The following is a 20,790-nucleotide window of genomic DNA, read 5'->3' as shown; positions in this document are numbered from 1 at the left end:
CACGGGGCTAGAACAACTGCCCCTGGGCCGGCGCCGTCACGACGGTGTCGGCCAGCGTTTCCTCCACGCCGCCCTGCAGGCGTGCGGCCAGGCCGGACAGACGGCTGGCATGCCGCGCCAACGCGGCCTCCAGTACCTCCGCACTGCCGAGCACGTGCAACGACTGCCGCGCGCGGGTCATGCCGGTGTAGATCAGCTCGCGCGAGAGTACGCGGTTGTCGCGTCGCGGCAGCTGCAGCCAGACCTCATCGAACTCCGAGCCCTGCGCCTTGTGCACGGTCATCGCGAACGCGCTTTCATGTGCGGGCAACGCGCCTGGATGGAAGCCGCGTGGTTGATCCGGCGTCTCGCCGGGGAACCAGGCGGTCACGCTGCCCTGTCGATCGATCAGGCAGATGCCAATGTCGCCGTTGAACAGGCGGTGCCGGTAGCTGTTTTCAGTGATCAGCAGCAGCCGGCCGTGGAAATAACCCGGCGCCATGCCCGGGCGCGGCACACCGGCCAGCAGTGCTTCGATGCGGGCATTGAGTCCGCGTGCACCCTGAGGGCCCTCGCGCACGGCGGTGAGCAGGCGGATGCGGCCGGCATTGGCCAGCGCCACGCCGGGATCGGCTGCGTCACCGAGGCCACGCCAATGCCCGAGCAGCTGCTCGCGGTGGTGCTGCAGCGGATCGCTCTGGTCTTCGTGGAAATGCACGCCGGCCAACGTGCCCATGCGTAGCAACGCCAGTGCGGTGGCACTGTTGCCGTCGCGCACGGCATGCGCCAGCGGCGCCAGATCGAGCGCGTCGGTCTGCCGGTAGCCCCGCTGCAGCTGCACGCGCCGGCCGCCGAACCGGCGTGGCGGTGCCAGCGGTTGCAGCGCACCGGACGCGAGCAGCGCGCGCAATGCCTGCGCATCATCGGCCTGGGTGCCCAGGCCATCGCCACTGGCGCGCAGGATCGCACTGAGCACATCACCGGCTTCCACCGAGGGCAGCTGATCGGGATCGCCGAGCAGCACCAGCCGGCTGCCATCGGCGACCGCCTCGACCAGCTTGGTCATCAGCGGCAGGTCGATCATCGAGGCTTCGTCCACCACCACCACGTCATACGGCAGCGGGTTGTCGGCGTGATGGCGGAAGCGCGGCGAATCGGGGATCACCCCGAGCAGGCGATGCAGGGTGGTGCCCGTGCTCGGCATCGCATCGCACAGGGCCGGCGCGATGCCGACCAGGCGCAGCCGCTGCACGGCCAGGCGCAGGCTCTCGGCCATGCGCTCGGCGGCGCGGCCGGTGGGCGCGGCCAGCGCGACCCGTGGCAGTGCCTGGTCGGCCTGCACCGCCTGTGCGGCCAGCAGCACCAGCAGCCGCGCGATGGTGGTGGTCTTGCCGGTACCGGGGCCACCGGTCACCAGCACCAGCGGATGGCGCAGCGCGACGGCGGCGGCACGCGCCTGGTGATCGATGCCGTCGCGCGCCTGCGGGAACAGCTGGCCGAACAGCGTGGCCAGGGTGCCGGGATCGGCCTCGGCCAGCGGATGCGTGGCGATGCGCTGCAGGCCAACGGCGAGGCGGCGCTCGTACTCGCGGTAACGGCGCAGATAGAGCAGCCCGTTCTCCAGTACCAGCGGCGCATCCCCGGCGACCACGTCATCCGTCTCCGGCACATCCACCCACGGCGAGGCGCGCAGCTGCGCCAGCCACACGTCGGGCGCAGGCCACTCGATCTCGGCGTCGATCAGCCGCTGCGGTTGGTGTGGGTCCAGGCCGGCGTGCCCTTCCGAGACCGCCAGCGATGCCAGTGCGGCAGCCAGCAGCACTGCATCGGGCGTGTCCGGGCGCAGCCGGCGCAGGCTCTGCGCCAGCGCGTGGTCCAGCGTGCGCAGCGCGTTGCCGCGGTACAGCGTGGTGAGCAGGCTCATGCCACTCCCCGTGCGCGCGCGGCCATGCGGGCCTGGGCGTGCTCGCCACCGGCGAACAGCGCATCCAGTGCATCGACCAGGGCCGGATCGAAGCGGTGTGCGTACAGGCCGGGGCTGTCCTCGCGGCGGGCATCCAGGCCACGGCAGAACAGGTAGCGGATGCCGCCCATGTCGCGCGTGTAGTCGTACTGCGCGCCCAGCCGGAAGCGCAGCCAGCGGTGCAGCGCCACGGTGTAGATCAGCGCCTGCAGATCGTATTCGCTGTGCTGCATGGCACTGGCCAGCCGGGCCGCGTCGTAGCCGGGCAGGCGGTTGGATTTGTAGTCGAGCACGTACCAGCGCTCCGCGCGCACGTAGGTGAGATCGATCTTGCCGGTCATCAGGCCCTCCAGCCGCCGCCGCGTGCCGAAGCCATGGCGGTCGCGGACCAGCCCGTGCGCGTGCAGCAGGGTCAGCAATGCCGGGACCGCGGTCGGCTGCATCGCGAAGTGGAACTCGATTTCGGCGCGGCGTGCCTCGGCCGGCAGGTCGTGCAGTGCGCCGCCTTCCGGCAGCGGCACGGTCAGGGTCTGGCCGACCAGCGCGGTCAACATGGCCACGCCATCGTCCAGGTCTTCCTCGGCATAGCCTTCCGCGCGCAGCGAAGCACGCAGGATGTCGGCTTCCTCGCCGGGTGCGGGTTGCCCGGCCTGCCATCCGCCCCACTGCGCGAAGTCGGTGTTTTCCAGCGCATCGTGCAGCACGTTGCCAAAGCGGCTGCCCATGAAGCGCGGGTCGATCTCTTCCAGGGGCACGGCCGGTTGTTCGGTCTCCAGCGTGAGGTCCACACCGGCCGGTTCGTCGGCGGCGGGGGCCGGTACTTCGGTCGCGGCCGCATCGGTGTCATGGCCCGCGTCGGCATGCGCCAGCTGGGTGAAGCTGTACACCCACCAGTCGTGCGGCACGCGGCGGGTCAGCGCGCGTACCGGTGGCAGTTCGCCCTCGCGCTCGAACGCGAGCTGCGCCGGGCGGGGTTCCACCGGGCCCTCGATCACGGCGATGTCCGGATGCGCACGCAGCGCCTCCAGGTCCGACAACATTGGCGCCAGGCGGGTTCTGGCCAGCCCGGCGAGATCGCCGGCGGCGATCCACAGCGCGTGCTCGGCACGGGTCAGCCCGACGTAGAGCAGGCGCGCGTCTTCGGCTTCCTGTTCCTGCGCGCTGCGCGTGCTGGCCGCACTCCAGCTGTCGTCCTTGTCCAGCTTCCAGTGCAGCTCACGGCGGCCGTTGGCGTACACCGTGCAGTTGGCCTCGGTGTTGGGCGCGCCGCCACCGATGCCGACGAACGGCAGGAACACCAGCGGATACTCCAGCCCCTTGCTCTTGTGCAGGGTGATGATCTGCACGCGGCGCGCATCCGATTCCAGGCGCAGCAGCTGCTGTTCGTCATCCTGGTCGGCATGCGCCATCTGCACCTGCAGCCAGTCGAGCAGGCCATGCATGCCCAGGGTCTGCCCGGCCGCCTGCTGCAGCAGCTCGCCCAGCTGCAGGTAGTTGGTCAGGCGGCGCTCGCCATCCAGCAGACCGAGCAGGCGCTCGGCATGTTCGGCGCAGAGATCGGCGATCACCGCGAACGGACCGCCGCGCTGCCAGCGCTCGCGCCATTCCAGCAACCGCACCTGGAACGAGCGCTGCGCATCGCCTTCGCGTTCCAGCGCGTCGATCGCCTCGGCATCTTCGCCGAGCAGCACGGTCGACAGCGCGGCGCGCAGGCGCCCTTCATCGGCCGGCTGCAGCAGGGCCAGCAACAGCAGGCGCAGGTCGTGTGCCTCGGGCGTGGCGTACAGGCTCTGCTTGCCCGCGGCGACCGCAGGAATGCCCACCACACCGAGCGCCTGCTGGATGCGCGTGGCCTCCTTGTGCGAACGCACCAGCACCGCGATGTCGCCGGGCTGCACGGGCGCACCGCGCAGCAGCGCGCGCCCTTCGCGGGCCTCGCTGAGGATCTGGTGGATCGCGGCCACGCAGGCGTCGCTGGCCTGCTGCCGGGAAGGATCGGCCTTGAGGTCGCCGCCCTCGGTGTTGTGCAGCACGCGCACGGTCAGGCCGGGCGCGGGAGTCCCATCGCGCAGGAAATCCGCATCCACCCGGGTGCTGCCGGGATGCACCGGCTCGAAAGCGATGTCGGCCTCCAGGAAGGCACGTTCGCCGGCGTTGGCGTACAGCGCTTCGATCGCGTGCAGTACCGCCGGACGCGAGCGGAAGTTGCGGTCCAGCGCGGGCGCTGCGTCGGCCTGGCGCTTGGCCTTCAGGTAGGTGTGGATGTCGCCGCCGCGGAAGCCGTAGATCGCCTGCTTGGGATCGCCGATCAGGAACAGCGCCGGTGCCAGGCCGGCCTCGCGGGTCTCCTCCGAATCGCCGAACACGCGCTGGAAGATGCCCCACTGACGGTCGTCGGTGTCCTGGAACTCGTCCACCAGCGCGATCGCATACTGCGCACGCAACTGCTGGACCAGGGTCGCCCGGTGCGGGCCCTCCAGTGCATCGGCGACACCGTCGATCAGGTCATCGTAGGTCTGCACGCGGCCGATCCGCTTGAGCTCGGCCAGGCGCGCACGCGCTTCGTCGCGCAGGTCATGCAGGAACGCGGTGGCCTGCTGGCGCAGCCACTGTTCACGCGCGTCGGCGGCATGCCACCAGCACTGCAGCGCATCGAACAGCGGCGAGACCGGGCACTGTCCCTCCATGCCGTCCTTGCAGAAGGCCAGCAGCTGCACCGGCAGCAGCTTGCCCAGGTGGCTCTTATCGCCGCGCGGCCAGTGCTGCGCGCTGCGGCCGGCAGACAGCTCGCCGAAGGCCTTGTCGAAACTCGGCCGTTTGGCACGTCGGCCGTCGAAGACCTTGCGGTCGAAGGCGGTGGCGATCCGTGCCTGCGCGTCCTCGGCGTGCGCCTCGATCGCCTCGGCCAGGGCCGCCGCGGCGAGCCGCAGCTGCGGCGCCGGGTCGTCGACGCTGTGGGTGGGGCGCGGCGGCAGCAACGGCAAGGGCTTGATCAGCGTGGAGAGATCGCCGGCCAGCGCCTCGGGAGACGACCACAGCCAGGTCAGCGCATCGACCGTGGTCGGATCGTTGGCATGCACGCGCCAGAGGTCGGCGGCGAGCTCCTCGTGCAGCTCGCGCTCGCTGGGCAGCAGGGTCGGCGGATCGAAGGTGTGTCCGCTCTCCAGGGCATGCTCACGCAGCACGCGGGTGCAGAAGCCATGGATGGTGAAAATCGAGGCGAGGTCGATTTCATCGGCCGCGGTCTGCAGCCGGCGCGCCAGCGCAGCCGGAGTTTCTTCACCGAGCGCGAGCTGGCGTTGCAGGATCACCCGGGTCAAGGCGACCTCCGGGCTGTCCTGTTCGCTGGGCACGCGCTCCACCAGCTGTGCGGCCAAGGCCAGGCGCTCGCGGATGCGCTTGCGCAGTTCCTGCGTGGCGGCATCGGTGAAGGTGACGGCCAGGATCTGGCCGATGCGCCAGCCTTTCTCCACCACCAGCCGGGTGAACAGCGTGGCCAAGGTAAAGGTCTTGCCGGTCCCCGCGCTGGCCTCGATCAGGCGCACGCCGTCCAGCGGCAACGCCAGGTAGGGATCGTCAAGCAGGTCGTGGTCGATCATCGCAGGGCTCCTTCCTCGTCGAAGCCCGGGAACACCCGGCCTTCGCGCACCGCGGTGAACACCACGAAGCTGTTGTGCAGCAGTTGTCGGTAACTGTCCGCGCTGGCGAAGGGATCATGGCCACGCAGCGCCAGCTGGTAGCCGGCGCCGGTGGATTCGCCCCAGCTGCGGTCGCTGCCATGCCACTTGGCGCGGCCCTCGGCCTCGCGCTTGACCTCGGCGGCGGTGTACAGCACCCAGCCGGTGGACGGGCCATACAACAGCGGCGCGCGCAGGCCTTCAGCGCGCAGCTGCAGCAGGCGGCGCAGGACCTGGCGCGCGCGCTCGGCGTCCAGCGGCGGCAGCGTATGCGGGCCCAGCCCGTCATCGCCCGCCTCGTGGAACTGGACCAGCGAGCGTGCATCGCCGGCCGCGTTGGCCAGCAGCCAGTCCAGGCCCTGGCGGATCGCGGCGCGGCCGTTGAGCGGGCCCGGGCGCAGGCGCACCAGGCCGTGCGGATGCAGGCCATCGACCCGGCCGTGCAGGCGCACGCCATCGATCTCCACCTCGTAGCGGCGACTGTCGGCCGCGGTACCGGCCTGCCACTGAGCCAGGGCCTGCGCGTACGGCTCGGTCTGCGCCTGCAGCAGCGCGAACTGGCGCTCGCCCAGCGCGCCGGAGGGCAGCAGCGCACGCGCGCGCAGCCGGGGGTACAGCGGCGCGGCATCCTCGTCGAGGGTGGCCTCGATCACCGCCTGCTGCAGCAGCGCGGTATCGCTGCCGCGTGCGGCCATCACCAGCGGCTCGACGTCTTCGGCGGTGTCCACGTCGTCGGGCAGGCGCAGGCCGAGCCGTTGCGAGAGGAACTGGCTGGCCGGATCGGTGAGGAAGCGTCGCAGCGCGTCCACGCTCAGGTCGGCCTCAGCGCTGCCGCTCTCCATCGGCGGCAGGGGCCGCGCGAACCACGGCGCCAGCGCGCGGCGAGCACCGCCGAGCGAGCCGGCGGCCGGGTGCCACTGCTGGCGGTAGCTGAAGCGGCGCGGCTCCTCACCGCCACCGAACGCGGCCGGCGCGAACGGCTGCAGCGAATGCCGCACCGTCATCTGCCTGGCGGCCGCGGGCGGATCCAGGTGGTAGTCGGCCGCCGCATCGATCAGCTCGCTGACCAGTACCGAGGGCTCGCGCACGCTGCCATCGCGCGGGTCGGCACCCAGATAGCTCAGGTAGAACACGTCCTGCGCCGAGGCGAACAACTGCAGGAACAGGAAGCGGTCATCCTCGCGCAGCGAGCGGTCGCCATGCCGGCGCTTGTCGGTGCCCAGCTCGGCGGTGAGCTGGTTGAGCCCGGCGGCCGGGTCGCGGCGCGGGAAATCGCCGTCGTTCAGGCCCAGCACGCAGATCACCCGGAACGGCAGCAACCGCATCGGCACCATCCGGCCAAAGCTGACGCCGCCGGTCAGCAGCGGTGCGCGCGTATCGGCCTGGGCGAGGACGCCGGCGAAATGCGCACGCAGCACCTCCGGCGGCACCTCGCCCTCGAAGCCGGCGGTGTCGGCGTCGCGAGCGAACTCGTTGATCAGTTTGCGCAGGCGCTCCAGCGCGCGCTGGCTGTTGGCGGCCTGCGGCGGCGTCGGAAGCAGTGCATCAAGCAGCCCCAGCAGGCGCTTCCGCCACTCGCCGGGGGACATCGCTTCGCCCAACGCCTTCTGGTAGCGCGCCAGCACGCGCAGCAGGCCGAGCAGGCGGTCCAGCGCATCCAGCGCACTGCCTTCCAGCTCCGGCCACGGCGCGACCCCGGCGATATCGCCGTCGCTGCCACTGGCATGGCCGAGCAGCAGGCGATCGAGCGCGAACTGCCAGGTAAAGGCATCGTCGACCGGCGCCTGGTGCTGTCCGCGATGGGTGGCATCCAGCCCCCAGCGCGCGCCGGCGGCCTGCAGCCAATCGTGCAGGCGATCGAACGCTGCGGCATCGAGACCGGCCGCCTCGGCCAGCGGCGCGCTGGCGAGCAGGTCGAGCACTTCGTTCAGCCCGAAGCGCGAGACCGGGAGCCCGAGCAGATGCACGAACACATCGGCCAGCGGCTCGCCGGCCAGTGGGCTGGTGTCGGCCAGCGCATACGGAATGTGCTCGTCGCCCCCGCTGCGTCCGCCGAACACCGCTTCCAGGTACGGCACGTAGGGATCGATGTCCGGCGCCAGCACCGCGATGTCGCGTGCCTGGAGTGGCGGATCGAAGCGCGGGTCCTGGAGCAGGCCGCGCAGCTGGTCGTGCAGCACCTGCAGTTCGCGCAGCCGGGTGTGGCAGGCATGTACCTGCAGGCTGGGATCGTCATGGCGCAGCCCGTCGCGCAGCGCGCCGGCCGGCTGCCCGCGACGGTGGAACAGGTCGCGCTGCAGGCGGTGCAGCAGGCTGTCGGACAAGCCACCGTCGTCCATGTCCGGACGCGCATCGTCTTCGGGATCATCGTAGGCGGCGATCTCGCCGGAGGGATGCACGACCTCGTAGCTGCCCAGCACCGCCATGAAGTCGCGACCGGCCGCGCCCCAGGCCTGCAGCAGGCGGTTCTCGCCCGCCGCCTCGCCGAACGGATCGGGGGCACCGCTGCGCAGCTTCTCGCCCAGGGTCTGCAGATCGCCCCAGTAGGCCTGGGTCGGCGTGGGCAGATAGAAGTGCATCGTGCCGACCCGCGCCTGGGTCGCCATCACCCGCAGCACGTCCGGGGAGATGTTCAGCGTGGCGAAGGCGAACACGCGCGCCGGCAGGCCCTGCGGCAGCGGCTGCCCGGCGCCCTCGAAGCGGGCCAGATAGGCATCGATGCGGCGCGCACGGTACTGCTCGCCACCGGCAATACGCCGCCACAGGATCGCCTGCGGGTCGTTCGGTGCCGCCCCGGCCTCCCAGCGCAGCAGCCAATCGCGACGCCAGGCCTGGTACTTCTCGAACACCGAGGCCAGCTCGGCGGCCAGCGCCCACGGTTTGAGCGGATCGGCCGCGGACAGATAGGCCTGCAGGGCCGCCATCGGCGGCTGCGCCATCAAGGCCGGGTCGCGCAGGGCGGCGTACAACCGCCAGCGCAGGCCCTCGGCATTGAGATCGTCATGTTCGCCGGGCACGTTGGCGTTGAGGGCGCGGGCGACCAGCTCACCGGGGGTGAGGAACTCAAGATTGGCGGCAATGCCATACTCGGCCGCCAGGGTCGACTGCAGCCAGCGGCGCATCGCGACCTGCGGGATCAGCACCACCTCCGGCACCAGGATCGATTGGCCCGGCACCGGCGTGCGCAGCGTCGTGGCCAGCAGGGCGGCCAGCACATCGAGCGAGTTGGAGTGGTACAGGCGGAAGTCTGAAGCAGCGTCGGTCATCGCAGGAGTGTGCCGCAGCGCGCGCACGAACGCAGCGTCGGCGCTGCCCTCACCTGCCCGTGCGACAATACTGCACGGTGCAGTTCGGTTATGTTCAGCCGTTCACCACGATCTTACAACGTTGGAATTTTGTTAATGGCGCTCATGACGGTTTCCGAAGAGAGTCTGGTGCAGTTGTCCAACGTCCGCATCGACCGCGGCGGACGCACGATCCTGCGCGACGTTTCGCTGACCGTTCCGCGCGGCAGCATCACCGCCGTGCTCGGCCCGTCGGGCAGTGGCAAGTCCACCCTGCTGGCCGCACTGACCGGTGAGCTGCGCCCGGCCGCAGGTGACATCACCCTGTTCGGCCAGCCCATCCCGACCGGCGCACGCGCGCTGTTGGAGATGCGCAAGAGCGTGGGCGTGCTGCTGCAGGGCAACGGCCTGCTGACCGATCTGACCGTGGCCGAGAACGTGGCCCTGCCGCTGCGCACCCACACCCGCCTGCCCAAGCCCATGCTGCGCCGCCTGGTGCAGATGAAGCTGCACGCGGTCGGCCTGCTGGCCGCTGCCGACGCCTGGCCGCGTGAGCTGTCCGGCGGCATGGCGCGCCGTGTGGCCCTGGCCCGCGCGCTGGCCCTGGACCCGCCGCTGATGATCTACGACGAGCCGCTGACCGGGCTGGACCCGATCGCCTCGGGCGTGATCATGAGCCTGATCCAGCGCCTCAACCACAGCCTGGGGCTGACCAGCATCATCGTCAGCCACCACGTGCACGAGACCCTGCCGATCTGCGACCAGGTGATCGCGATCGCCAACGGCGGCATCGTGTTCCAGGGCAGCCCGGCCGCGCTCGAATCCAGCCAGGACCCGCTGCTGCGGCAGTTCCTGCACGGTGAGCCGGACGGCCCGATCCCGTTCGATGCCGCCCCGCGTGCGAGGGTTGCCTGATGCCGTTCGTTGACGCCACCCGCTCGCTCGGTCGCGCCGGCCTGTTCTCGCTGACGGTACTGCGCGGCTCGCTGCCGACCGCCGATTTCCTGGCCGAGCTGACCCGCGAGATCTACAAGATCGGCGCGCGTTCGCTGCCGATCATCGCCGTGGGCGGTGCCTTCGTGGGCCTGGTGCTGACTCTGCAGGGCTACCGCACCTTGACCACCTTCGGCGCCGCCGATGCCTTGTCGACCCTGCTCGGCCTGTCGCTGTACCGCGAACTGGCGCCGGTGCTGACCGCGCTGCTGTTCATCGGCCGCGCCGGCAGTTCGATCGCCGCCGAACTGGGCCTGATGCGCGCCACCGACCAGATCAAGGCCCTGGAGCTGATGGCGATCGACCCGGTCGCCAAGGTCGTCGCCCCGCGCTTCTGGGCGGCCGTGCTGACCGTGCCGCTGCTGACCGGCATCTTCTGTTCGCTGGCGATCAGTGCCAGCTACTTCGAGGCCGTGCACGTGCTCGGCCTGGACAATGGCGTGTTCTGGTCGGCGCTGAGCAACAGCGTGGACTTCTGGGATGACTTCGGCGTGGCGATGCTGAAGTCGGCGATCTTCGGCGGCACGGCTGCCCTGGTCGCGTCCTATGTCGGCTTCCATGCCGAGCCCACCATCGAAGGCACCTCGGTCGCCACCACGCGTGCGGTGGTCAACGCCTCGCTGCTGGTGCTGGTCTTCAACTTCGTGCTGTCCGCCATGATGTTCCAGTAGGTACCGACCGTTGGTCGGTACGCCTCTTCGGTGCGCTTCTTCGGTACGCAAAGACTTCCCGCCCGGACACCTGTCCAGGCACCTGACAAAGAACAGTGAGATATCCCATGGCCATCCGCGGTCCCAGACTCGAATTTTCCGTCGGCGCCTTCCTGCTGCTGGCGCTGGCCTCGCTGCTGGTGCTGGCCGTGGCCTCCACCAACCAACGGTGGGGCACCGGCGGCAGCGGCTACGAACTCAAGGCGCGCTTCACCCAGATCGGCCAGCTGCGCAAGCAGGCGCCGGTCAAGATCGGCGGCGTGACCATCGGCCAGGTCTCGGGCATCGAACTGGATCCCCAGAAGTTCGACTCGATCGTGACCCTCAAGCTCGACGGCAAGTTCAAGGACCTGCCCGCCGACACCTCGGCCGGCATCTTCACCAGCGGTTTGCTCGGCGAGAGCTATATCGGACTGCAGCCGGGCGGAGATCCGGACGTACTCAAGTCCGGCGACGAGATCGTCTTCACCCAGCCGGCGGTGGACCTGCTCCAGCTGGTCGGCAAGTACATGTTCAGCGGTCCGGCCAATACCGGTGGCGCTGACTCCCACGATGGCAACGGCGCGCCCGCGCCTGCAACGGAACCGCAACCATGAAAAAGACCCTGATCCCGGCGCTGCTCGCCTCGGCCCTGCTCGCCGCCACGCCCTCGCTCTCCTTCGCCCAGGCCGCCCCGGCAGCCGCCGCCGCCCAGCAGGGCCAGGCCGGCAAGGCCGTGATGGACGCCAGCACCCGCATCCTGACCTCGCTGCAGCAGCGCCGCACCGAGTTCCGGGCCAACCCGGCCGTGCTGCGTGACTTCATCAACAGCGAGCTCAACAAGACCTTCGACCGTGACTACGCCGCCCGCCTGGTGCTGGGCGTGCACGGCCGCGGCGCCTCCGATGCCGACGTCAAGCTGTTCGCCGATGCCATGGCCGACAATCTGATGCAGCGCTACGGTTCGGCCCTGCTCGAGATCCAGGGCAAGCCGACCTTCCGCCTGAAGAGCGAGTCGCCGCTGCCGGGCAACCGCGGCGTGCGCGTGTCCACCGAACTGATCCGGGCCGGCAACGAGCCGACCCCGGTCGACTACCTGATGCGCAACGTCAACGGCCAGTGGAAGATCTTCGACGTGATGATCGAAGGCATCTCCTACGTGCAGACCTTCAAGACCCAGTTCGACGCCCCGCTGCGCCAGAAGTCGATCCAGCAGGTGGCCACCGAGCTGCGCAACGGCAGCATGCAGGCCGGGCAGGCCCCGCGTGGCAAGTAACAGCGCCAGCGTGCAGCGCAACGGCACCTCGCTGGTCTTCAGCGGGCTGCTCGACCGCGCGGCGGTGACGGCCCTGTGGCCCTCGCTGACCGCGCTGGACGGCGTGCAGCAGTTGGATCTGACGGCAGTGAGCCGGCTCGACAGCGCCGGTCTGGCGCTGCTGGCCGAGCTGGCCGCACGCCTGCGCGCAACCGGGACAACGCCGACGATCGTCGGCAGCCCGGTCGGTTTCACCGACCTCCGTGCCGCCTACCGGCTGGCACCTTCCCTGGATTTCCATGCCCTTTCTGCGGCGAGCTGACATGAACGTCATACGCACCCTCCCCCTCCTTGTGCTGGCGCTGGCCCTGAGCGCCTGTGCCGGCAAGCCCGCACGCGACAGCGCACCGGTCAGCGTCGAGGTCGCCCCTGTGGCGGCACCGGCGGCCGATGTGGCCAGCACCGATGCGGTACCGGCCGAGCCCGTCGCCGACACGGCCGCCCAGGCAACGCAGGCCAGCACCGATCCGGCCGCCGCACCGGTCACCGGCGGCACTGCGCCGACCAATGCCGAAGACGACTTCGCCGCCCTGTACGGCGGCCCGGCCCCGACCGCGGACGGCACCGAGCCCACCGGCGCGCCGTACGATCCGTGGGAACCGTTCAACCGCAGGGTGCACAGCTTCAACAACGTGGTCGACCGTGCCGTCGCACGGCCGCTGGCGGTGGCCTATACCAACGTCGTCCCGCGCTTCGCACGGACCGGCGTGAGCAACTTCTTCAGCAACCTGCGCGCGCCGGTGACGATCACCAACCAGCTGCTGCAGGGCCGTCCGGATGATGCCTGGGACAGCCTGGGCCGCTTCCTGATGAACTCCACGCTGGGTATCGGCGGTCTGTTCGATCCGGCCAGCAAGGCCATGGTGCCGCGCCGCAAGGAAGACTTCGGCCAGACCCTGGGCACCTGGGGCTGGCGCCGTTCGCGGTACGTTGAACTGCCGTTCTTCGGCCCGCGTACCGTGCGCGATGTGTTCGGCCTGGCCGGCGACATGCCGCTCTCGCCGATCCGCACGATCGAAGAGGACAAGATCCGCATCGGCCTGCAGGGCCTGCAGCTGGTGGACATGCGTTCGCAGCTGCTGGCGGTGGACGACATGCGCGACAACGCGGTGGACGAGTACTCGCTGGTCCGCGATGCGTGGCTGCAGCGCCGCAACTACCAGATCGAGAACGACCTGCGCGGCAAGCATGCGCGCGGCAAGGACGATCCGGACGCGCCGATCCCGGTCGATGCGATGCCGATGCCGAACTGGGGTAATTGATCGGAGTACCGACCCACGGTCGGTACCTACCGAGCACCGACCAACGGTCGGTACCTACCGAGGTGGTAGACCACGACCGTTGGTCGTGGTGCGAGCAAAGAAAAAGCCCCGCCGAAGCGGGGCTTTTTCTGTTTCCGGGTCCGCCGATCAGGCCGCCAGCGCGGCGTCGATCGCGGCCACCAGGCGCGCGTCATCGGCCGGCACGTCCGGGGCGAAGCGCGCGATGACCTGGCCGTCGCGGCCGATCAGGAACTTCTCGAAGTTCCACAGCACCTGGGGGGCCGGGTTGACCACCAGGTCCGGGTACTTGTCGCCCAGCCCTTCCAGCTTCTCGCGCATCGGGCCTTCGCCGGTGGCGGCCGGCTGGGCGGCGGTCAGCTGCTGGTACAGCGGATGGGTGTCCTCACCGGCGACGCTGATCTTGGCGAACATCGGGAAGCTGACGTTGTATTCCAGCTGGCAGAACTGCTGGATGTCCGCTTCGCTGCCCGGCTCCTGCGCCAGGAAGTTGTTGGCCGGGAAACCCAGCACTTCCAGGCCGGCGGCCTGCTTGTCGGCGTACAGCGCCTGCAGGCCTGCGTACTGCGAGGTCAGGCCGCACTTGGAGGCGACGTTGACCACCAGCAGCACCTTGCCGCGGTAGTCGGCCAGCGAGGTCGGCTGGCCTTCGATGGTGGTGACGGGGATGTCGTAGACGGTCTGGCTCACTGCAGATTCCTTGCGTTGCATCGGGGGAGGCACAGCATAGCCGTGCCGTGGGGAGATCAGTCGACGCAGATCGTGCCGAGCGCCACGCCGCCATCGATGCGCTGGCGGCAGCCGAAGTTCTGGCTGACATCGCGCTGGCAGACGCCACGCGCGGCGGTTCCCGGCGCGACATCGCTGGTGGCCAGGCACTGGCCACTGCAGTCGGCCTTGGCGCTGCAGACCTTGCCGGCATCGGCGTAGGGCACCACGCACTGCACGCGCTGCAGGCGACCCAGCGGCTGCAGGCTGCCACCGGTGGCGGTGCATTCAGCGGCGCTCGGCGTAGCGGGTGTCGCCGCCGTGGTGTCGGCGGAGGGCGTGCTGCTGCACCCGGCCAGGGCGAGCAGGAGGGACAGCATCAGGGTCAGACGCATGGGCGGTTCCTTGAAAGGTGGAAGACGGCAGGGAAAGGACGTGCCACGCAGCATGCGCGATCGCATGCATGCGTCGCGTCGCCGCTTACTCCTGCACGGTGCTGGCCTCGTCGCCGGCCATATCCTCGTCCTCGCCGCTCATGTCGCCGAGCAGGTCCTGGGTCTGTTCACCGCCCAGCGTTTCCACGCTGCGCAGGCGGCGTTCGATGGTGCGCGTCTTGCGGCTGGCTTCGCCGAGGCTGCGGCCCACCGTGGTGATCTGCTTCTCGGCTTTTTCCAGGATGCCGGCGAACTTGCCGAACTCACTCTTGACCGCGCCGAGCAGGCCCCACACTTCGCTGGAGCGCTGTTCGATGGCCAGCGTGCGGAAGCCCATCTGCAGGCTGTTGAGCAGCGCGGTGACGGTGGTCGGGCCCGCCACCACGACGCGATGGTCGCGCTGCAGCAGGTCGATCAGGCCGGGGCGGCGGATCACTTCGGCGTACAGGCTTTCGGTGGGCAGGAACATCACCGCGAAATCGGTGGTGTGCGGCGGCGCGATGTACTTGTCGCAGATCGACTTGGCCTGGATGCGGATCGCGCGCTCCAGCTGGGCGCCCTGCAGGCGTACGCCCTCGACATCCCCCTGTTCCTGCGCATCGAGCAGGCGCTCGTAATCCTCGCGCGGGAACTTGGAATCGATCGGCAGCCACACCGGGGTGTCTTCATGGCCGCGGCCCGGCAGGCGCACGGCGATGTCGACGATCTCGTTGCTGTCCGGGCGCACTTTGACGCCGCGCGCGTACTGCTCCTGGGTGAGCGTCTGCTCGAGGATGTTGTCCAGCTGCACTTCGCCCCAGCTGCCGCGGTTCTTGACGTTGGTCAGCACGCGCTTGAGGTCGCCCACGCCGGTGGCCAGCTGCTGCATTTCACCGAGGCCACGCTGGACCTGCTCCAGCCGCTCGGAGACCAGCTGGAAGGAGGCGCCCAGGCGGGTTTCCAGCGTGGTCTGCAGCTTCTCGTCGACGGTCACGCGCATCTGGTCGAGCTTCTCGGCGTTGTCGCTCTGCAGGCTCTTGAGCTGCTGCTCGAGCGTGGCGCGCATCTCGCCGATACGCTGTTCGTTGCGCTGGGTCATCTCCTGCAGGCGCAGGCCCAGCGATTCGGCCAGGCGCTGCTGCGACTGCCCGGTTTCCTCGCGGCCCAGGCGCGCGTCTTCGGCCAGGGCCTGGCGCAGCGCGGCCATGTGGCTGTCGGTGCGCGTGGTCAGTTCCACCAGCTGCTGGCCGAACGCTTCGATGCGGGCCTGCTGCTGGTGCCCGAACGCTTCCAGCTGCGCGCGCACTTCCTGCATGCGCAGCGCCAGCAGGTCGCCGGTGCGCTGCTGGCTGAGCGTGCTTTCCTCGCGGGCCTTGCGCGCATCTTCGCCGAGCGCATCGCGCAGCAGGTCCAGGCGCTGGTCGGTGCGGGTGGACAGATCGGTCAGCGCGCGGGCGAAGCTCTCCAGCCGCGCGTCCTGCTGGCGGCCCAGGCCTTCGAGCTGCTCGCGCAGTTCGCTGCGGCCGACCCGCGCTTCCTCGCGCAGGGTCTGTTCGAGGTCGCCATGGCCGGAACGCCGCAGCAGCGCGAGCAGCTGCAGCACGAGGACGGCACACACCAGGCCGCCGAGGATGAGGAATTCGGTTTGCATGCGGCAAGTGTAGGCCGCGGCGGTCTCAAAGGCTGCGTCAGAACCCTTCGAGGACGAGCTTGCCGCGTGCGCGGTGGCTCTCGATCAGGGCGTGCGCCTGGCGCAGGTTGGCGGCGTTGATCCGGCCGTAGTGCTCGCCCAGCGTTGTGCGCAGGACGCCGGCATCGATCAGCGCTGCCACGCGTTCGAGCAGGTCGTGCTGGCGCTGCACGTCGGGGGTGTTGAAGCTGGAGCGGGTGAACATCGATTCCCAGTGCAGCGACAGGCTCTTGCGCTTGAGCGCCATCACATCGAGCTGGCCGGGGTCGTCGATCAGCGCCAGCTGGCCCTGCGGGGCGAGCACGCTGACGATCTGGTCGTAGTGCTGGTCGGTATGGGTCAGGCTGGCGACGTGGCTGACCTCGGCGATGCCCAGGCGCTGCAGGCCTTCGCTCAGCGGCTGGGTGTGGTCGATCACATGGTGCGCGCCCAGCGCGTAGACCCAGTCCTGGGTATCCGGGCGCGAGGCGGTGCCGATCACGGTCAGGCGGGTCAGCTGGCGGGCCAGCTGGACCAGGATCGAGCCGACGCCACCGGCCGCGCCGATCACCAGCAGGGTCTGGCCTTCACCGCCGTTCTCGGGGATGCGCAGGCGGTCGAACAGCAGCTCCCAGGCGGTGATCGCGGTCAGCGGCAGCGCGGCCGCGGCGGCGTCATCCAGGCTGGCCGGCTTGTGCCCGACGATCCGCTCGTCCACCAGCTGGTACTCGGCGTTGCTGCCGGCGCGGCCGATCGCACCGGCGTAGAAGACCGCGTCGCCGGGCTGGAACAGCGTCACCTCGTCGCCCACCGCATCCACGATGCCGACCGCGTCGAAGCCCAGCACGCGCGGCTCGGTCACCGCCACGCCGTTGCGGACCTTGGTATCGACCGGGTTCACCGAGATCGCGCGGACCTCGACCCGCAGGTCGCGCGGCCCGGGGGTGGGGATCGGCAGGGTGATGTCCACCAGCGCGGCGGGGTCGCTGATCGGCAGGCCATGCTGGGTATAGGCGACGGCTTTCATCGTGGGGAGATCCGTTGGGGAAGACGGACAGCGTGCGCTTCACGGCCGGGCGGAGAAAGGCGCAAAATCGGGCAGCACTTTCACTGCAGGAATGAAAATGATCCGGTTCGACGACCTCGCCCTGTTCGTCCGCACCGCCGCGCTGGGCAGTTTCTCCAACGCCGCGCGTGAGGCCGACCTGCTCCCGGGCCAGGTGGCTGCGGCCGTCGCGCGGCTGGAGCGCGAGCTGGACCTGCGGCTGTTCGTGCGCTCGACCCGCAGCCTGCGCCTGACTGCCGAAGGCGCGCTGTACCTGCCCTACGCGCAGGAGGTGTTGGCCGCGCTGCGCGAGGGCGAAGCCCGGGTGCGCGGCGAGGATGCCGAGCTGCGCGGCACGCTGCAGGTGGCCGCACCGTCGGACCTGGGCCGCAACCTGCTGCTGCCGTGGCTGACCGAGTTCCGCGCCGCACACCCGAAGCTGCAGCTGCGCCTGCAGTTGTCCGACCAGGTCGCCGATGTCTTCCGCGATCCGGTCGACATCGCCTTCCGCCTGGGCCGCTTCGACAACGCCAGCTACGTCGCCCTGCCGCTGCTGCCCGGCAATCGCCGGGTGCTGGCCGCCTCGCCGGACTACCTGGCCCGGCACGGTTCGCCGGACAGCCTGGAGGCCTTGAAGGACCACCACTGCCTGCTCTACCAGCTGGCCGGGCGCGCGTATGACCGCTGGAGTTTCGAGCTCGATGGCCGGCGGACGGTGATCCCGGTGCGCGGCAATATGGTCTGCGACGATGCCGACGTGGTGCGCCGCTGGGCGGTGGCCGGGCAAGGCATCGTGTTCAAGTCGTGGCTGGATGTCTGCGCCGATGTCCAGGCCGGGCGCCTGCAGGTGCTGCTGGACGGCGCGGGCGACAGCCTGCCGTTGAACCTGGTGTGCCCGCACCGCAAGCAGTTCTCCCCGGCGATCCGGCAGCTGCATGCGATGTTCGCGCACCGCCTGCAGCCGCTGCTCGCCGGATTGCCCACCAGCGCGCGCTGACGCTATCGCCCGGCGCGCGGCTGCCGGACAATGCCCCTCCCCGTTGTCGAGTCGCCGCCATGCCGTGGATGGGCATCCAGGATCTGTGGACCTTTGTCGCTGCCGTGCTGGTGTTCCTGGCGTTGCCGGGACCGGGCACCTTCACCCTGCTTACCGCCACCGGTCGCGGTGGGGTGCGCGGCGGCTACACGGCGCTGTTCGGCCTGTTGCTGGGCGACCAGATCCTGATGTGGCTGGCGGTGGCCGGCGTGGCCGCGCTGCTCAAGGCCAACCCGCTGGTGTTCCACGCCGTGCAGTACCTGGGCGCGGCCTACCTGGTGTGGATCGGCATCGGCCTGCTGCGCCAGCCACGCGCCCAGGGCGATGAAGGCGGTATCCGGCTCACCCCGGGCCACTACTTCCGCCAGGCGGTGCTGATCAACCTGCTCAACCCGAAGGCGATCATCTTCTACATGGCCTTCCTGCCGCTGTTCATCGATCCGGCCCGGCACCAGGGCGTGGTGACGTTTGCGACCATGGCGCTGATCATCTTCGCCATGGGACTGGCGTACTGCTCGGTGCTGATCGGGGTCGGCAATCTGTTGCGCCGTCGGATTCTCCAGCACCCGCGGGTCGGGCTTTGGCTGAGGCGCGTGGCGGGCGTGTTCCTGGTCGGGTTCGGCGTGCGGCTGGGCGTCAGCGGCTGAGGCCGGCCCACCGCGGGAAGGGCGGCCACCGCGCGCGCCCCGTTCGTCAGCGCCGCATCGCGTCGCGCAGGTAGTCGATGAACACCCGCAGCTTGGGCGCCATCTGCTCGCGGGCCGGGTAGTACAGATGGAACCCGGCGAACGGCTGCTGCCAGTCCTGCAGCACGCACTGCAGGCGGCCGGCCGCCACATCGCCGGCGTACAGCGCCTCGAACCCCTGCGCCAGGCCCATGCCGCCGATCACTGCGGCACGGATCAGGCCGGCGTCGTTGAACACCAGCCGGCCGGCCACCTCGACCTCGAGATCGCGGCCGTCGCGGGTGAACTCCCATGCCATCCGCCGGCCGGTGCTGAGCCGATGCACGATGCACTCGTGGGTGACCAGTTCGGCCGGGGTGGCGGGTATCCCGTGCCGGGCCAGGTAGTCCGGCGTGGCCACCACCACCTGGCGCTCCAGCGGTCCGATCGGTACCGCGATCATGCCGCGGGCCAGGCTTTCGCCCAGCCGGACCCCGGCATCGAAGCCACCGGCGACCAGGTCGCTCAGCGCGGTTTCCACGAACAGCTCCACCTCGATTTGTGGATACCGCGCCAGGAAGCCCGGCAGGTGCGGCAGCACCAGCAGTTCGGCGGCGATCCGCGGCACGTTGATGCGCAGCTTGCCCGCGGGCACATCGCGCACCTGGTCCAGGTCCTCGAAGGCGGCGTCGATCCGGGCCAGGCCCTCGCGCACCTGTACCAGGAAACGCGCGCCCTGCTCGGTCAGGCCGACCCGGCGCGTGGTCCGCTGCAGCAGCCGCACGCCGAGATGGGCTTCCAGCGCGCGCACGGTCTGCGACAGCGCCGAGGGCGACACGCCCAGCTCGTCGGCGGCGCGGGTGAAGCTGGCATGGTGCGCGACGCGGGCGAAGGCGACCACGGCGGGCAGCGGGTGCTGGGCACTCATTGTAAAGGCTGGCTTCAAGGACGATGCAGGAGCAGCCAGTTTATCCACCTAGTCCGCAGGAGGATGCTGGGGGTGTTCCCTCTCTTCCCCCCCGGAGTACCCGATGCAGACCCGTACCCTTGGCCGCACTGGCCCCACCGTCTCCGCGCTCGGCCTGGGCTGCATGGGCATGAGCGCCTTCTATGGCGGCCGCGGCAGCGATGCCGAATCGATCGCGGTCATCCACCGCGCGCTGGAGAGCGGCGTCACCCTGCTCGACACCGCCGACATGTACGGCCCGCACACCAACGAGGTGCTGGTCGGCAAGGCGATCGCCGACCGCCGCGACCACGTGTTCCTCGCCACCAAGTTCGGGATCAGGCTGGAGCCGAGCGACACCGCCGCGCGCAGCGTCGATGGCCGCCCCGAGTACGTAATCGCCGCCTGCGAGGCCAGCCTGCAGCGGCTGGGCGTGGACCATATCGACCTGTACTACCAGCACCGCGTGGACGGCACGGTGCCGATCGAAGACACCGTGGGGGCGATGGCGCGGCTGGTCGAGCAGGGCAAGGTGCGTTTCCTCGGCCTGTCCGAGGCCTCGGCCGGCACGATCCGCCGCGCCCATGCGGTGCACCCGATCACCGCGGTGCAGACCGAGTACTCGCTGTGGTCGCGCGATCCGGAGGAAAACGGTGTGCTGGCGACGGTGCGCGAGCTCGGTATCGGCTTCGTGCCCTACTCGCCGCTGGGCCGTGGCTTCCTGACCGGCGCGATCCGCAGCCCGGCCGATTTCGAGGCCGATGACTACCGCCGCCAGTCGCCGCGCTTCCAGGGCGGGAACTTCGACCGCAACCTGGCCCTGGTCGACGCAGTCACCGCGATGGCCAGCGACAAGGGCGTGACGCCCGGGCAGCTGGCCCTGGCCTGGGTGCTGGCGCAGGGCGACGATCTGGTGCCGATCCCGGGCACCAAGCGGCTGGCCTACCTGGAGGAGAACCTCGGCGCGCTGCAGGTCGAGCTCAGTCCCGATGACGTATCGCGCATCAATGCGATCTTCCCGGCCGAGGCCGCCGCCGGCGCGCGTTATGCCCCCGCGGCGATGGCGACGTTGAACCGCTGAGCTTCATCGGCCGGATCGGCAGGCGCGATCCGGCCGATGCCCCCTTC

17 protein-coding genes are annotated in these 20,790 nt (G+C 70.0%); 9 read left to right on the top strand and 8 right to left on the bottom strand.

All coding sequences use genetic code 11. From position 1 onward, the window contains the following. Window positions 1-7: 7 nt before the first annotated feature. The 3 genes from recD to recC are packed head-to-tail and all read right to left on the bottom strand — an operon-like array spanning window position 8 to window position 8,885. Window positions 8-1,903: an exodeoxyribonuclease V subunit alpha gene (gene recD, locus ABE473_RS03430; RefSeq protein ID WP_346488501.1), complete on the bottom strand. Its 1,896-nt coding sequence runs from the start codon at window positions 1,901-1,903 to the stop codon at window positions 8-10. Further along, window positions 1,900-5,541 (bottom strand): exodeoxyribonuclease V subunit beta, encoded by a 3,642-nt coding sequence (gene recB, locus ABE473_RS03425; protein ID WP_346488500.1) that lies wholly within the window; start codon window positions 5,539-5,541, stop codon window positions 1,900-1,902. Before recB ends, recD begins: the two co-directional genes overlap by 4 nt. Further along, complete coding sequence (gene recC, locus ABE473_RS03420; RefSeq protein ID WP_346488499.1) at window positions 5,538-8,885, bottom strand: exodeoxyribonuclease V subunit gamma; 3,348 nt, start codon at window positions 8,883-8,885, stop codon at window positions 5,538-5,540. Before recC ends, recB begins: the two co-directional genes overlap by 4 nt. Window positions 8,886-9,029: 144 nt before the next feature. Between recC and ABE473_RS03415 the strand changes: the two genes are divergently transcribed. The 6 genes from ABE473_RS03415 (at window position 9,030) to ABE473_RS03390 (ending at window position 13,162) form a co-directional block, all read left to right on the top strand. Next, window positions 9,030-9,818, top strand: a complete 789-nt coding sequence (locus ABE473_RS03415; RefSeq protein WP_346488498.1) for an ATP-binding cassette domain-containing protein — start codon at window positions 9,030-9,032, stop codon at window positions 9,816-9,818. Further along, window positions 9,818-10,567, top strand: a complete 750-nt coding sequence (locus tag ABE473_RS03410) for an MlaE family lipid ABC transporter permease subunit (RefSeq protein ID WP_019183993.1) — start codon at window positions 9,818-9,820, stop codon at window positions 10,565-10,567. Before ABE473_RS03415 ends, ABE473_RS03410 begins: the two co-directional genes overlap by 1 nt. 107 nt (window positions 10,568-10,674) lie before the next feature. Further along, window positions 10,675-11,202 carry an outer membrane lipid asymmetry maintenance protein MlaD gene (mlaD, locus tag ABE473_RS03405; protein WP_019183994.1) on the top strand — a complete coding sequence of 176 codons (528 nt, stop codon included), beginning with the start codon at window positions 10,675-10,677 and terminating at the stop codon, window positions 11,200-11,202. Continuing rightward, the gene (locus ABE473_RS03400; protein ID WP_319211097.1) at window positions 11,199-11,861 is read left to right on the top strand and encodes an ABC transporter substrate-binding protein; all 663 of its coding nucleotides are present in this window, start codon (window positions 11,199-11,201) and stop codon (window positions 11,859-11,861) included. The genes mlaD and ABE473_RS03400 overlap by 4 nt, the downstream gene beginning before the upstream one ends. Next, window positions 11,851-12,162 (top strand): STAS domain-containing protein, encoded by a 312-nt coding sequence (locus ABE473_RS03395; protein ID WP_346488497.1) that lies wholly within the window; start codon window positions 11,851-11,853, stop codon window positions 12,160-12,162. Before ABE473_RS03400 ends, ABE473_RS03395 begins: the two co-directional genes overlap by 11 nt. 1 nt (window position 12,163) lies before the next feature. After that, window positions 12,164-13,162 carry a VacJ family lipoprotein gene (locus tag ABE473_RS03390; RefSeq protein ID WP_346488496.1) on the top strand — a complete coding sequence of 333 codons (999 nt, stop codon included), beginning with the start codon at window positions 12,164-12,166 and terminating at the stop codon, window positions 13,160-13,162. A gap of 147 nt (window positions 13,163-13,309) precedes the next feature. Here ABE473_RS03390 and ABE473_RS03385 read toward each other — a convergent pair whose 3' ends face one another. The 4 genes from ABE473_RS03385 to ABE473_RS03370 all read right to left on the bottom strand — a co-directional run bounded on the left by ABE473_RS03385 (window position 13,310) and on the right by ABE473_RS03370 (window position 16,997). Then, window positions 13,310-13,870: a glutathione peroxidase gene (locus ABE473_RS03385; protein ID WP_346488495.1), complete on the bottom strand. Its 561-nt coding sequence runs from the start codon at window positions 13,868-13,870 to the stop codon at window positions 13,310-13,312. 56 nt (window positions 13,871-13,926) lie between these two features. Continuing rightward, window positions 13,927-14,283, bottom strand: a complete 357-nt coding sequence (locus ABE473_RS03380; protein WP_346488494.1) for a hypothetical protein — start codon at window positions 14,281-14,283, stop codon at window positions 13,927-13,929. A gap of 85 nt (window positions 14,284-14,368) precedes the next feature. Beyond that, complete coding sequence (gene rmuC / locus ABE473_RS03375) at window positions 14,369-15,952, bottom strand: DNA recombination protein RmuC (RefSeq protein ID WP_346488493.1); 1,584 nt, start codon at window positions 15,950-15,952, stop codon at window positions 14,369-14,371. Between the two features lie 37 nt (window positions 15,953-15,989). After that, entirely contained in the window at window positions 15,990-16,997 is a 1,008-nt protein-coding gene (locus tag ABE473_RS03370) for a zinc-binding alcohol dehydrogenase family protein (RefSeq protein WP_346488492.1), read from the bottom strand. A gap of 91 nt (window positions 16,998-17,088) precedes the next feature. On the opposite strand from ABE473_RS03370, the gene ABE473_RS03365 reads away from it, so the two are divergent. Continuing rightward, complete coding sequence (locus tag ABE473_RS03365; protein ID WP_346488491.1) at window positions 17,089-18,012, top strand: LysR family transcriptional regulator; 924 nt, start codon at window positions 17,089-17,091, stop codon at window positions 18,010-18,012. A 59-nt stretch (window positions 18,013-18,071) separates the two neighbouring features. Then, window positions 18,072-18,698 carry a leucine efflux protein LeuE gene (gene leuE, locus ABE473_RS03360; protein WP_346488490.1) on the top strand — a complete coding sequence of 209 codons (627 nt, stop codon included), beginning with the start codon at window positions 18,072-18,074 and terminating at the stop codon, window positions 18,696-18,698. 46 nt (window positions 18,699-18,744) lie between these two features. On the opposite strand, the gene ABE473_RS03355 is transcribed toward leuE, so the two are convergent. Continuing rightward, a complete protein-coding gene (locus ABE473_RS03355; RefSeq protein WP_176991009.1) occupies window positions 18,745-19,644 on the bottom strand; it encodes a LysR family transcriptional regulator in 900 nt (299 codons plus the stop codon). A 103-nt stretch (window positions 19,645-19,747) separates the two neighbouring features. On the opposite strand from ABE473_RS03355, the gene ABE473_RS03350 reads away from it, so the two are divergent. Beyond that, on the top strand, window positions 19,748-20,743 hold the full coding sequence (locus ABE473_RS03350) for an aldo/keto reductase (RefSeq protein WP_346488489.1): 996 nt from the start codon (window positions 19,748-19,750) through the stop codon (window positions 20,741-20,743). The last annotated feature ends 47 nt before the right edge of the window (window positions 20,744-20,790 follow it).

This window comes from Stenotrophomonas sp. TWI700 (assembly GCF_039673645.1).
In the GTDB taxonomy this organism is placed as follows: domain Bacteria; phylum Pseudomonadota; class Gammaproteobacteria; order Xanthomonadales; family Xanthomonadaceae; genus Stenotrophomonas; species Stenotrophomonas maltophilia_AA.
The sequence above is the reverse complement of the archived record's forward strand: the minus strand, read 5'-3'. Positions and strand labels throughout refer to the sequence as shown.